The organism is Streptomyces sp. NPDC034085 (genome assembly GCF_055575555.1).
In genome coordinates this window covers 140,857-153,764 of sequence record NZ_JBVISL010000013.1, presented here as the reverse complement: position 1 = coordinate 153,764, position 12,908 = coordinate 140,857, and the positions used below count along the sequence as shown (strand labels likewise).

The following is a 12,908-nucleotide window of genomic DNA, read 5'->3' as shown; positions in this document are numbered from 1 at the left end:
GTGGTGTTATCTGACTTTGAGGACGGTTTTCACCCATCCGTTTGGCCTGGGCTTCAGCGTCACCGTCGACGCGAAAGAGGATTTTTCCTGTACGAGGATTTCGGGAGTCAGAATGCGCCCGTCATCGACCAGTCGGGCCAGCCACTCGATGTCGTCGGCCAGCGTGCGCCGCGGATCATCCTGCAGCAGATGCATCGTCTCGATGACTCGGCCGTGACGGCTGTCGTCTCCCTCGAAGTCCCCCGGCCGGAACTTCTCGCACTCGCGCGCGGTGTGTCCCACCGCGATCAACCGGCCGTTGGCTCGCAGTTGCCGAAAAGCGTGAACGAGGACATCACCTCCGACGGTGTCGATGACCGCCCCGACCTGTTCGCGATTTTCGGCAGGCGTTGTCAGTACCTCTTCGGCCCCCAACGCCCGGTGTCGGCTGTGCCGTTCCGACTTGCGGTCCACCGCGACCACGTACGCACCGGCCATGGTCAGCAGCTGCACGGCGAAGACACCCACTGCGGAGGCGGCGCCGGTCACCATGACCCGCGTTCCCAGCGTCGACCCCAGGCGGCGGATCACCCGGATCGCGGTTCCGCCGGCCACTGCGATGACCGCCATCGAAGTCGGTGAGCTATCCGGCGGCACACGGAAGGCGAGTTGCTCCTCCACCACCCGGTATTCGGCCCAGCCGCCCATGTGTCCGAGTGTGGTGACCAGGTCACCGGGCCGGAACCGCGACGTGGCGCGTCCGGTCTCGAGCACCGTGCCGACGGCTTCCCAGCCGGGGACGTACCCTCGGGGGGCGCCCGGCAGAATATCGGTGATCTCGCCGAAGTTCGCTGAGGAGGCACGCACGGAGACGAGAATCTGACTCGCCTCCAGCGGCGGGCGGTCGACTTCGGCAGGCGCGATTCCGCCCACGCCATCAGCCACCAACGCCCACATGCGGTTGCCACCCACGTCCTTGCTCAACTCCCGTCACGATCCCCGGACCGACCCCCAAGTGGGGGTGACTCCCACAAGGGTTACACCCCCAGACGGGAATGACTTCCTAGTGGGGGTCAAATCCAGTCGGATGCTGCTACCGTCCGCTTCATGGAGAACAAACCCCCCCAGAAGCGCCAAGCAGAGTCGCTGCGCGACATCAAGAAAGCCGAGGTCAAGCAGCAGATAGTGCGCTCTGCTCGCGAACTCGCCGCGTCGTCCGGTTACGACGCGACCACCGTGGCTCAGATCTGTCACCACGCGCGGGTGGGCACCAGCACGTTCTTCCGGTACTTCCCGGAGAAGCAAGCGGTGTTCCTCGCCCCCGAAGTCGAACTGTGGGACCGCTACTTGGAGGAGCTGCCCCCCGAGGCGTCGACCATGGCGGACCTCAACGGCCCCCTGGAGCACGTGCTCTCCACTGCGGGAGAGCAGTGGGCTGACGACTTCGCCGCGTCTCTCGACCTCGCGGCCGGCAGCCTGACACTGGCCAAGCACAGCTTTGACCACTGTGTCGAGATGGAGCTCACCATCCTGGACCGGGTCATCGCGAACGGCACGCGCGACAGCCTGGTCACCCACATGCAGGTCGGCGTCTTCCTCGCCTCCTGGCGCATCGCGCAGAGCCGTTGGCGCGAAACGGGCGACCGCACCATCAGCTCGCTGGTCACGATCCGGCGCTCCGCGTTCGATCTCGTCAAGCGCCTCGGCTCCGACGTGCATATGGCTTGATCTAGCCTGAGATCTTTAAGGATGTGTCGGGCAGACCGCGGTTTCGATGCGGTCTCGCCCGTAAACGGCCGCTCGGTGCGTCCAGGCGGGGGGTGGAACGCGGCAGCGAGCGGCCGTTGTCCGTCCGGCGGCGCTGCCGCCGGACGTTCCGGAGGTCCGCCGGGGTGGGGGAAGCGGCGGCTGGGGGGCGTCAGGCTTGGGATTCGGCGGGCTGTTGGGCTTGGGCGCGCTTGGTGACTACTGCGGCTGCCGCCAGGGCGCTCGCGGAGAAGGCCAGGGCGAGCATCCAGCGCTGGTCGAAGGTGTGGCCCGTGGCGTGGTCGAGGGAGTAGCGGCCCGCTCCGGCGAGGCCGATGGCGGCCGCGGTGAAGCCGAGGAAGGCCGGGTACTCGTATCCGCCGGCCTGGGCGAAGAACCCGGCGGGGGCGTGGACGGATACGGCGCCCGCCATGGCGCCCGCCGCCGCGGCGCCCGCGGCCGGGGTGGCCAGGCCCAGGACGAGGAGGGCGCCGCCGCCGGTCTCGCCGAGTCCCGCGGCCAGGGCGCTGTGCCGGCCGGGGGTGAAGCCCATGTGTTCCATCGCGGCTGCGGTCTTGTCCAGGCCGCCGCCGCCGAACCAGCCGAACAGCTTCTGCGTGCCGTGTGCCATGAGGACGGCCCCGGTTCCGGCGCGGAGGGCCAGCAGTGCGAGGTCGCGTCGGTTGATGCAGCTCATCGGAGTCTCCCTGTGACGGCGGTGCGGGTACCGGGAACATCCGTATCCCTTTCGGGCGGTGACGCCTCGCGCCGAGGGGTACGTCCGCCGAACGGACCCATGGAACGGCGGGGGCGGCCCGGCGGACACGGGGAGTCTTTTGTGGACTTCCTCCAAAGGAGCAGTGGTGGACTCCGTCGATCGCGGCACCTGATGACGCGCAACTGCCCTGGCACATTGGGGAATGGCTTGATCGTCTCCTGCCGGCAGCGAGCGGGCGGGAGTGTGTCGTCTGGACAAAGGGGGTTGTGCGATGGACACGGGTGCGACGGAGGTCGTGGTGACGGGTCTGGGTGCCACGACGCCGCTCGGCGGAAACGTTTCCTCGACGTGGGCCGGGCTGCTGGCCGGTGAGTCCGGGATCAGCGCGATCGAGGAGGAGTGGGCGGAGCGGCTGCCGGTGCGGATCGCCGGGCGGCTGCGGGTCGAGCCGGGCGAGGTCATCGACCGGGTGCAGGCCCGGCGGCTGGACCGGTGCGAGCAGGTCGCTCTGGTCGCGGCCCGTGAGGCGTGGGCCGATGCGGGGAGGCCGGCGGTCGAGCCGGAGCGCCTGGCCGTGGTGATCGGCACGGGCGCGGGCGGCGCGCTGAGCATGCTCGGGCAGGACGACGTCCTCGAGGCGTCGGGGGTCCGCAAGGTCTCACCGCACACCGTGCCGATGCTGATGGCGAACGGGCCGGCGGCCTGGGTCAGCATCGAACTGGGTGCCCGGGGCGGGGCGCACACGCCGGTCAGCGCGTGTGCTTCGGGTGCCGAGGCGATCGCGCTGGGCCTGGACCTGATCCGCCTGGGGCGTGCGGACGTGGTCGTCGCGGGCGGGGCGGAGGCATGCATCCACCCCCTGCCGCTGGCGGGGTTCGCGCAGGCCAGGGCGCATTCCACCCGTAACGAGGCGCCGCGGGAGGCGTCCAGGCCGTTCGACGTGGGCCGGGACGGTTTCGTCATCGGGGAGGGGTCGGCGCTGGTGGTCCTGGAGCGGGCCGGTTTCGCCGCCGCCCGGGGCGCGCGGGCGCACGCGGTGCTGGCCGGCGCCGGGGTCACCTCCGACGCGCACCACATCACCGCCGCCCATGCGGACGGGCAGGTGCGCGCGATGCGTCTCGCCCTGTCGGCGGCCGGGCTGTCCCCGCTCGACGTGCAGCACGTGCATGCCCACGCGACCTCGACCCCGGCGGGCGACCTCACCGAGGCCGAGTCGATCGCCGAGGCCGTCGGGGTGCATCCGGTGGTCACGGCGACCAAGTCGATGACCGGGCACCTCTTCGGTGCGGCCGGTGCCATGGGCGCCCTCGCCTCGATCCTGGCGCTGCGTGATCAGGTCGTGCCCGCGACGGCGAACCTCGACGAGCTGGATCCGCGGGTGAAGCTCGATGTCGTGGCGGGACGGCCGCGGCGGGGCGCGTTCGGCGCGGCGTTGACCAACTCGTTCGGATTCGGCGGGCACAACGCCTCGCTGGTGTTCACCCGGGGAGGTGGCTGAGGGTCTGCTGGCCGACGGTGTCGGCGAAGGCGCGGGCCAGGGGGGCGAGGGCGTCCCAGCGGCGGACGGCCCAGCCGACCGGCAGGGGTGGGAGGGCGGGTACGGGGACCAGGCGCAGGGGGCCGTCGGGGGTGGTGCGCAGGGCCGGGACGGCCGGTACGACGGCGTGGCCCAGGCCGAGTTCGGCGAGCAGGAGTGCGGTGTCCCAGTCCGCCACGCTGGTGTCGGAGCCGACCCGGACGCCCAGGTCGGTGAAGGCCGCGTCCAGGCGGGCTCCGGAGAGGGAGTTGGGGGGCAGGCGGACGAGGCGGGCGTCCGTCAGGTCGGCGGGGTCGATGGCCGGGCGGGCCGCCAGCGGGTCGTCCGCGCGTACGGCCAGGACCCAGGGCAGGTCGACCACGGGGCGTTGTTCGATGCCGGGGACGGGGGCGCCGATGGTGATCCAGGCCAGGTCGAGGGTGCCGGCCAGGAGGGCGTCGAAGCAGCGGCGGCTGGAGGTCTCGGTGCGGAATTCCAGGCTGACCGCGGGGTGACGGCGGCGGAAGGCGGCGATGGCTTCGGCCATGAAGTGGCGGACGGTCACGCCGCCGGTGCCGATGCGTACGGATCCGCCCTCGCCGCGCGCGAGGTCGCCGAGGCGGCGCAGCGCCTGGTCCAGGCCGGTGATGCCGTCGGCGGCGGCCTCGTAGAGGATGCGGCCGGCCTCGGTGGGCGCGACGCCGCGGGGCCGGCGTTCCAGCAGGGTGACGGCTGTTTCGCGTTCGAGGCGCTTCACGTGCTGGCTCACCGCGGACTGCGTGCGGCCCAGTTCCCGCGCCACGGCGCTGAGGTTGCCGGCCCGGCATACGGCCACGAACACGCGGAGGTCGTCCAGAGTCACAACACCCAAGCTATCGCTTGGGTGTTGGCAAGGAAACCCCAGGATTGACGCGAGGTCGGGGAGGGCGGGAGGATTTCGGCGGGCCCAGGCGGCAACCCTGTCCGGCGGCCACGGCCGGGTCCGGAACCGGACGTGGCCGCCGGACGGGTGCCGACCACCGCCGCAGCACCCCCCTGCGGCTCCGGACGTCGATTGTCAGTGGTGGGTGGGAAGGTAGGAGCATCGAGTCGGAAAAAGGGGGAGCGGCCATGTCCGGTAACCAGAACTACATCAATCACGTTGCTCTTGTGCTGGATGCCAGTTCGTCCATGTCGCATCTGAACGGCAAGGTCGTCGAGGTCGCCGATCAGCAGATCGCGTATCTGGCGCGCCGGTCGAAGGAACTGGACCAGGAAACCCGTGTCACGGTGTACGTGTTCTCCAACCAGGTGGAATGCGTCATCTACGACAAGGACGTGCTGCGCATGCCGTCCCTGAAGCAGTTGTACCGGGTCGGGGGGATGACGGCCCTGCTGGCGGCCACGCTGAAGTCGCAGCGGGAGCTGGCGCAGACGGCGCAGCTGTACGGCGACCACAGCTTCCTGACGTTCGTGCTGACCGACGGTCAGGAGAACGCGAGCCACCGGTGCTCCGATGCGCCGGCCAAGGACCCGCGTGAGCTGGTGCAGGCCGTGTCCACGATGATCGCGACGCAGGCGGACAACTGGACGCTGGCCGTCCTCGTGCCGGACCAGATGGGCAAGCGCGAGGCGATGCAGTGCGGTTTCCCGAGGGACAACATCGCCATCTGGGACGCCACGAGCACGCAGGGCCTGGAGGAGGCCGGGCAGGTGATCCGGCAGGCCACCGAGAATTTCATGGTGGGCCGCACCAAGGGCATCCGGGGATCGCGGGCGGTGTTCTCCACGGGTGCGGAAGCGGTCAACAAGGAAACCATCGAGGCGGCCGGTCTCACGCCGGTGAAGCCTTCGGAGTACCAGCTGATTCCGGTGGGCCGGGAAGCGGGGATCCGGGAATGGGTCGTCGAATGCGGGCACACGTACCGCACCGGTTGTGCGTATTACCAGCTGAGCAAGTCGGAAAAGATCCAGGCGCAGAAGAAGATAGCGGTGCTGGAGAAGAAGACGGACCGGGTGTACACGGGGCCGGAGGCCCGGGCGCTGCTCGGCCTGCCGAATGCGGAGGCCCGCGTGAAGCCCGACCACAACGACGACTTCACGATATTCGTGCAGAGCACCAGCGTGAACCGGAAGCTCGTTCCGCACACGCGGCTGCTGCTGATGGTCTGACACGGGGTGAGGTGCCGGGGGGCGGCCCCGGGAGGGGCGGGGCCGCCGGGGGTGTCAGGCGGGGACGGCCGGGTGCAGGGCGGCGAGGCGGGCGAGCGGCTCGGCCTCCTGGGGGTGGCGGGCCTTGACGTAGGCGATCTGGCGGCGCGGCGTGCACCCGCGCAGCAGCTTCGCCCGGTCGGAGCCCGTGGAGTAGTGGATGTGCGAGAGCCCCTCGGCCATCGCGGTGCGCAGGAGTTCGTAGTAGACCAGCCCGAAGTAGAGGGGCAGTCTGCCCTGGGCCTCGTAGTCGAACCCGGCCTGGCGGGCGTACATCTCGCCCTGGTGGGTGAAGGTGAGGGCGAAGCCGGTCAGGTGTCCGTCGAGGTGGGCGGTGGTGACGCGGGCGGCGTCGCCCGCGTGGCGGGCGACGCTGTGCAGGACCGCGGTGAAGGCGTCCGCGTTGGCGGGGGTGCCGTACTTGGCGTAGAGCGCGAGCTCGAGGGGGGCGAGCTGTTCGATGAGGGCGGGGGTGAGCGGCTGTGTCCGGTAGGTGACGCCGGCCTCGCTCAGGGCGCGCAGTTCGCGCTTGATCTTCGTACGGCGTGACGGTTCGAAGCGGGCGAGGTAGCTGTCGAAGGAGCCGTCCTCGGGGACGGGCAGGGAGTACGCCGTCTGGCCCGGCAGCGCCGTGTAGCCGCGTTCGGCCAGCACGGCGCGCAGCGGGTCGTCGTCCTCGTCGACGTAGAGGAAGGACACGGCCCGCAGCCCGGCCGCCCAGGCCTCTTCTTCGGCCCGCTGCACGAGGGCGGTGAGGGTGGCGTGTCCGGCGTCGGGGCCGGGGGCGGTGCCGGCCTTGGTGTGGGAGGGGTTGCGGCCTCCGCAGGCGAGGGCGGGCAGCAGGCCGGCGGTCCAGGGTGCCTCCTCGCCGGTCGCCGTGCGGTGGATGGAGTCGACGACCCGGGCGGGGCTGCAGAAGACGTACGGGGTGTCGTGGTCCAGGGGGTACGCGGGCAGGACCCCGGTGGCGGGGCCGTCGCCGTCGTGGGCCGTGAGGTAGTAGGGGGCGGTGGCGGCGGTGGCTTCGGCGTGCCGCAGCCAGGGGGTGGCGGCGTAGAAGCCGCGGGGGCCGAGGAGGGTGTCCCAGTGCTGCGGGTCGGCGTCCCGCAGGGCGCGGTGGACGCGTACGCGGGGCCCGGGGGCGGCGGTCACCGTTCGCCGCCCGCCGCGGGGGCGATCACGGGGGTGAGCTGGCCCAGGGCGGCCTCGGCCCGGCGGACGGCGTCGCCGGTGGTGTCGCCGACGGCCACGACGTAGCCCAGCAGGTCGAGGTTGCTCTCGGCGGGCCGTACGGGGTCGCCCGGGTGGACCTCCAGGTCGACGTCCACCACGCCCGGCACGCGGCGGGCCAGGTCGGCGCCGCCGATCTCGGTGAGGGTGCCGGCCTGGCGGGCGGAGAGGTAGCGGGAGGCGGCGGCGCGGTCGTGGGTCGCGGTGAGGTCGGCGGCGCCGCCGGTGTGCAGCCGGACGACCTCGCGCTGGAGGTAGATCCCGGTCGCCTCGCGGATGAGCTGGGTGATCTCCGCGCCGGGCATCCGGCCGTTGACCTCGACGACGTAGGGGCCCTTGTCGGTCATCTTGACCTCGACGTGCGCGGCGCCGAAGTCGTGGCCGACCGCTTCCAGTGCCCGGCGGGCCAGCTCGGTGCACTGCGCGCGCACCGGCGCGGACAGCATCGAGGGGAAGGTGTCGCCCATCTCCACGAAGTGCGGGTGGGCGCCGAGCGCCTTGTCGGTCACTCCGAGGAACCGGCGCTCGCCGTCCACGAGGACGGATTCGACGCTCACCTCGAAGCCGAGGAGGTACTCCTCCACGAGTGCTCCGGGGCGCCTGGGCTGCCCGCGGAAGTCGGTCGGGGAGGAGCTGATGTCGCGGTAGGCGGCGAGGACCTCGTCCGGTGTGCGGCACAGGGTGACGCCGATGCTGGCGGATTCGGTCATGGGCTTCACCACGCAGGGGTAGCCGAACCGTTCGGCGGCGGCCAGCGCGTCCTCGTCGCTGGTGGCCTGGTGGAAGCCGGGCACCGCGACGCCGGCCCCTTCGCAGGCGCGGCGCATCAGCAGCTTGTCCCGGCAGGTGCGGGCGGCCTGCGGGGACAGGCCGGGGAGGCCGAACCGCGCGGCCACCTCGGCGACGATGGGGATGTTGTAGTCGGTGACGGTCATCACGCCCCGTAGCAGGCCCTGTTCGTGGAAGGGCAGCAGGGCTTCGGCGACGGCGTCGGCCGAGTTGGTGTCGGTCCGGACGATCTCGTCGATGTGCCGGGAGAAGACCTCCTCGGCGATCCCGACCACCCGGTAGCGGTCCGGGTCGTTGCTCACCAGGACGGTGTGGAGGCCGAGTTCGTGGGCCGCGCGCAGCGGGGTGAGGCCGAAGTTCGACAGCTGGCTCTCGACGACGGCGATCACGCCGGGTGCGGTGTTCATGTCTGGTTCTCTCCAGGTTCGGGGGCTGGGACCGGGGTGGGGCCCGCCGCGGGGGCGGGGGAAGGGGCCGGGGACACGGCCCGGGTGATCGGCCGGCGGGCTGCCAGGCTCAGCAGGAGGGCGGCCAGGGTGAAGGCGGCGGGCGTGCACAGCGCCGCGCCCGGGCCCAGCCGGTCCGCGATCAGGCCCGTCGCGGCCGAGCCCGCCGCTCCGCCGAGGGCGATGAAGCTGCCGACCCCGGCGAAGGCCTGGGTGGCCCGCCCCTGGGCGGTCATCTCCCCGATGAGCTGGAACTCCTCCGCCCCGGCCGGGGCCATCGGGAGGCCGCTGAGCACGAGCAGGACGCCCAGCAGCACCAGCGCCCAGGTGGCCGGCAGCCCTGCGTCCAGGGCCAGCCGTACGGTCGGCAGGGCCGCCAGGGCCAGGGTGAGGACGATCAGCAGCCGCAGGTAGCGGTGGTACGTCGTGCCCCCGAAGGTGCGGGCCCCGTAGAGCAGTCCGCCGGCGACGCTGCCGGCCGACTGGAGCGCGACGAGGGTGCCGGCGAGTTCGGGCGCGGAGCCCTGGTCCCGCAGGGACGCGGTGACCGCGACCACGAGCCCGCTGGACAGCGCCGCCGTCAGGGCGATCGCCACCAGGACGGACAGGGCCGCGGCGCGGACCGGCCCCGGGTCCCGCCCGGTGGGGTCCGCTGCCGCGGCGGCGGGTGCGGTCCGTCGGCCGCGGCCGCGTACGGCGGGTGCCTGCCCGTAGCCCAGCCCTCCGGCCCCCAGCAGGACCGCGGTCGCCAGCAGTGCCCCGCGGGCGCCGGCAAGGGTGGCGAGGACGGTGACGGCCGTCGGGCCGAGGATGAACAGCAGTTCGCTGAGGGTCGCCTCGAAGGAGTAGGCCCGCTGCCGCAGGGCCGCGTCGTCGGTGAGGGCCGGCCACAGGGCCCGCATGGACGCGCCGACGGGCGCGGTGGCCAGCCCGGCCGCGCACGCCGCCGCCAGCGCCACCGCGGTCGGCGCCGATCCGGCCCACAGGGCGGCCGACGCCAGGGTCAGGCCGGCGACGGGCCCCGAGACGCGCAGGACGGTGCTCGGGCCGGACCGGTCCATCAGCCGTCCGGTGAAGGGCCCTCCGACCGCGCTGCCGACGGCGTAGGCCGCACCGGCGCCGGCGCCGACCGCGAGGCTGCGCCCGGACTGGACGCAGCTGAGCAGCAGGGCGAGCGGGACCATGGTTCCGGCCAGCCGCGCGAGCGCGGCGGGCACCGCCGCCGCGCTCGCGCCCGGAAGCCTCAGGAGCTCCAGGTAGGCCTTGATCATTACGGGGTCCCGGGCGCGGGGTCCGGCGTGCGCGGGTCGGCGAGGGCGAACACGTCCGCTCCGGTCTCGGCGCGCCAGACCAGCTCCTCGGCGTCCGCGTCGAGGGCTACGACGGCGGCCCGGGTGCGGATGAAGTTGTTGCTGCGGCCGAGGGAGTAGGCCCCGGTGTCGTGGAGGCACAGCAGGTCCCCGGGCCGCAGGTCGTCCGGCAGCTCGGTTGCGGCGGCGTGCACGTCGTTCTCGTAGCAGAGCGGCCCGGCCACCGACCAGGTGCTGTGCTCGGCCGCGTACGGCCTGCCGATCGGCGTCAGACGGTGGACCTCGCCGGTTCCGTTCCACGGGGCGACGTTGTTGCCCGCGTCGAGGATCAGCCAGCGGGCCTCGGGCAGTTCCTTGCGCGACATCACCCGCGTGACCATGGCCATGACGTCCGAGACCAGCCAGCGGCCGGGCTCGCAGGCGAGCGCCACCCCGTCGAGGCCGCGCCGCTGCATCTGCCCGTCCAGTTCCTTCAGCAGCCGGGCGATGTCGAGGAAGGGTTCCTCCTCCGGTACGGCGCTCTCCCCGCGCAGCGCCGCCAGCGCGCCCTGCGGGCCGACGCGGGGGCGCCGGATGCCGGGGACGCCGAAGCCGCCGCCGATGTTCACCTCGCTCAGGCCGAACCTGCGGTGCAGGGCGGCTGCCTCGTCCAGGACGCGTTCCAGGGCCCGCAGCATCAGGTCCTCGTGCACGATCTGGCTGCTGAGGTGGGCGTGGACGGCGCGCAGGGCCAGGTGGGGCGATGCGGCGATCCGGTCCACCAGCGAGGCGAGCTGCGGGGAGCCGGCGGGCCAGCCGAAGCGGGTGCGGGCGGCGGCCCGTTCGGCCTGGGCCCGGTAGGAGGGGTCGGTGGAGGTGGAGACCGGCAGGCCCGGGGAGATGCGGACGCCGACCTCGACGCGCTGCCCGGTGCGGGCGGCGATCGCCTCCAGTGCCTCGATCTCCTGCTCGCCGTCGATGTTGACCCGTACGCCGTGGCGTACCGCGGTGGCCAGTTCGGCGTCGGTCTTGACCGGGCCGTTGAACACCATGGCGGCGGGGTCGAAGCCGGCGGCCAGCGCGGCCTCCAGCTCGTAGCCCGAGACGACGTCGGCGCCCAGGCCGCGGGCGGCCAGCCGCCTCATGAGGTAGGGCAGGTAGTTGGTCTTCACCGAGTAGTAGGCGCGGGCCGGCCTGCCGAGTCCGCCGAGCACGTCCAGCAGGTGTTCGGCCGCGCGGTCCAGGCGCTGGGCGTCGAGCACGTGCACGGGGGTGCCGTGCCGCTGGGCGACCTCGGCCAGCCGTACGGGGTCCCAGCCGGCTTCCGTGACGGCTTCCGTGCCGGTCTCCGTGCCCGCTTCCGTGCCTGCCCGCGGGCCGGCGTCGGGCTGTGGGCGGCTCATGCGGACGCCTCCGGCCGGGCGGTGTACGCGGAGGCACCGGTGAGCAGGCGGAAGCCGGCGTCGATGTGGTCGCGGGTGCTCAGGTCGGCGTAGCGGCGGTGCCAGTCGCCGGAGGCGAGGTCCGCGCGCAGGCGTTCGACGCCGCGGGTGACGGCCCGTTCGTCGGTCAGCGCGAAGGCGGAGCAGGCCCTGCGCGTGGCGGGATCGAGGTAGGCCTCGGGGCGGCGCCAGAAGGCGGTCATGAACCCGTCGGTGAAGTCGTGCCAGACCGGCATCTCCGTGACCTCGCAGGGGCCGAGGAGCTTGGTGAGCCGCTCGATGGAGGGGACGCGGGAGCATTCCGCCTCGGCGATCTCCGGGACGTAGTCGCGGGTGAACCAGAAGTCCTTCTGCACCTCCATGTCGTAGGTGACGATGGAGAACCTCCGGGCGACGCGCTGGAGTTCGGCGATGCCGGCTTCCAGGTCGGACCAGTGGTGCACGGTCAGGACGGCCATGACGGCGTCGAAGCTCTGGTCGTCGAAGGGCAGCCGCTCGGCGCTCGCGACGACGCACGGCGCGGCCTGCGGTCCGCGCTGCGCCCGCATCCGCAGGGACGGTTCGACCGCGACGAGGCGGCGGCCGGCGGGTTCGTAGGCGCCGGTTCCGGCGCCCAGGTTGAGCACGGTGAGGGCGTTGCCGAGGGAGGCCTCGATCTGGGCGGCCCAGCGGTGGTCGGGGCGGCGTACGGAGGAGTAGCCGACGCCGATCCGGTCGTAGACGGGTGCCTGGCCGGCGGGGATCCGGCCTTCGGCGGCCGTGGCCGGCGGGGTGGGGGGCACGGGAAGGGACATGGGCTCAGACCTCGTGCTCGCGCGGACCTCGGCTTCGTACTCCTCGCCGTAGCGCCGGTTGTCCCAGGTGTTCACGGCCACGAGCCACACGTCCCGGTAGCCGCCCTCGTCGGTGAGGTGCTCGATGTCGGTGACGTGGTGGAACATCAGGCGGTCGTCGAAGACGATGGCCTGGCCGTCCTGCAACGTGGTGCGGAAGAAGGGCTCGCCGCCGCCCAGGGGCATGAGCTGGGTCTCGCCGCCGGAGATGTTGTGGCGGCGGGTGACGGCGACGATGCCGTACTGGTGGCCGTCGCGGTGCGGTCCCTCGGGTGCGGCGACGCCCTCGACCTGCGGGGTGGAGACGACCCTGCACTGGTGGATGTTGAGCTGCCAGACCGTGTCCTTGTCGAGGCCCAGGGCTTCGGCTCCGGCCTCGATGAGCGGTGTGGGGTCGGTGGTCAGCGGCTCCAGCGTGCGCATCTGGCCGCCGACGAGGTCGTTGTACTGGCGCGGCTGGGCGAAGTGACGGTGTGGCAGCAGTTCCAGCGTCCACCGGCCGTCGTGGAAGAGACGGAACTGGGAGAAGCGGCGGTAGCGCTGCGTCGATCCGGTGTACGGGTCGAGCGGCAGTTTCTCGAACTCGGCCAGACTGTGCTCGTCCAGCGGCGGAGTGTCTATGACAGCGAAGCCCTGGTCGCCAAGACCCATCTGAACCTCCAACGTCAGCAGCCCGGATGGTGTGTTCCGGGCTTGGAAGCAACGTTGCGCAGGCTAGGCAGGTGTAGCG

General features: G+C 72.3%; 11 protein-coding genes. 3 read left to right on the top strand and 8 right to left on the bottom strand.

Annotation, left to right across the window (positions count from 1 at the left end):
- Window positions 1–6: 6 nt before the first annotated feature.
- A complete protein-coding gene (locus tag ACZ501_RS31810) occupies window positions 7–963 on the bottom strand; it encodes a zinc-binding dehydrogenase (protein WP_468800089.1) in 957 nt (318 codons plus the stop codon).
- A gap of 123 nt (window positions 964–1,086) precedes the next feature.
- Between ACZ501_RS31810 and ACZ501_RS31805 the strand changes: the two genes are divergently transcribed.
- Window positions 1,087–1,707 carry a TetR/AcrR family transcriptional regulator gene (locus tag ACZ501_RS31805; protein WP_361609521.1) on the top strand — a complete coding sequence of 207 codons (621 nt, stop codon included), beginning with the start codon at window positions 1,087–1,089 and terminating at the stop codon, window positions 1,705–1,707.
- Window positions 1,708–1,897: 190 nt separating this feature from the next.
- On the opposite strand, the gene ACZ501_RS31800 is transcribed toward ACZ501_RS31805, so the two are convergent.
- Window positions 1,898–2,422, bottom strand: a complete 525-nt coding sequence (locus ACZ501_RS31800; RefSeq protein ID WP_361609523.1) for a DoxX family protein — start codon at window positions 2,420–2,422, stop codon at window positions 1,898–1,900.
- 292 nt (window positions 2,423–2,714) lie between these two features.
- Here ACZ501_RS31800 and ACZ501_RS31795 point away from each other — a divergent pair, with 292 nt between their 5' ends.
- Window positions 2,715–3,941: a beta-ketoacyl-[acyl-carrier-protein] synthase family protein gene (locus ACZ501_RS31795; protein WP_468800087.1), complete on the top strand. Its 1,227-nt coding sequence runs from the start codon at window positions 2,715–2,717 to the stop codon at window positions 3,939–3,941.
- Here the strand turns inward: ACZ501_RS31795 and ACZ501_RS31790 are convergent.
- Window positions 3,922–4,821: a LysR family transcriptional regulator gene (locus ACZ501_RS31790; RefSeq protein ID WP_468800085.1), complete on the bottom strand. Its 900-nt coding sequence runs from the start codon at window positions 4,819–4,821 to the stop codon at window positions 3,922–3,924. The two genes, ACZ501_RS31795 and ACZ501_RS31790, sit on opposite strands and share 20 nt — an antisense overlap.
- Window positions 4,822–5,069: 248 nt before the next feature.
- On the opposite strand from ACZ501_RS31790, the gene ACZ501_RS31785 reads away from it, so the two are divergent.
- Window positions 5,070–6,110 carry a vWA domain-containing protein gene (locus ACZ501_RS31785; protein WP_361609529.1) on the top strand — a complete coding sequence of 347 codons (1,041 nt, stop codon included), beginning with the start codon at window positions 5,070–5,072 and terminating at the stop codon, window positions 6,108–6,110.
- Between the two features lie 54 nt (window positions 6,111–6,164).
- Here the strand turns inward: ACZ501_RS31785 and ACZ501_RS31780 are convergent, their stop codons facing one another.
- Genes ACZ501_RS31780 through ACZ501_RS31760 form a run of 5 tightly spaced genes read right to left on the bottom strand, consistent with a single transcriptional unit; the run spans window position 6,165 to window position 12,829 of the window.
- Window positions 6,165–7,301 carry a GNAT family N-acetyltransferase gene (locus tag ACZ501_RS31780; RefSeq protein ID WP_468800083.1) on the bottom strand — a complete coding sequence of 379 codons (1,137 nt, stop codon included), beginning with the start codon at window positions 7,299–7,301 and terminating at the stop codon, window positions 6,165–6,167.
- Window positions 7,298–8,575: an ATP-grasp domain-containing protein gene (locus ACZ501_RS31775; RefSeq protein ID WP_468800081.1), complete on the bottom strand. Its 1,278-nt coding sequence runs from the start codon at window positions 8,573–8,575 to the stop codon at window positions 7,298–7,300. The genes ACZ501_RS31780 and ACZ501_RS31775 overlap by 4 nt, the downstream gene beginning before the upstream one ends.
- Window positions 8,572–9,885 (bottom strand): MFS transporter, encoded by a 1,314-nt coding sequence (locus tag ACZ501_RS31770; RefSeq protein WP_468800080.1) that lies wholly within the window; start codon window positions 9,883–9,885, stop codon window positions 8,572–8,574. The genes ACZ501_RS31775 and ACZ501_RS31770 overlap by 4 nt, the downstream gene beginning before the upstream one ends.
- Window positions 9,885–11,306, bottom strand: a complete 1,422-nt coding sequence (locus tag ACZ501_RS31765; protein ID WP_468800078.1) for a diaminopimelate decarboxylase family protein — start codon at window positions 11,304–11,306, stop codon at window positions 9,885–9,887. The genes ACZ501_RS31770 and ACZ501_RS31765 overlap by 1 nt, the downstream gene beginning before the upstream one ends.
- On the bottom strand, window positions 11,303–12,829 hold the full coding sequence (locus ACZ501_RS31760) for a 2OG-Fe dioxygenase family protein (RefSeq protein ID WP_468800076.1): 1,527 nt from the start codon (window positions 12,827–12,829) through the stop codon (window positions 11,303–11,305). Before ACZ501_RS31760 ends, ACZ501_RS31765 begins: the two co-directional genes overlap by 4 nt.
- Window positions 12,830–12,908 lie beyond the last annotated feature (79 nt).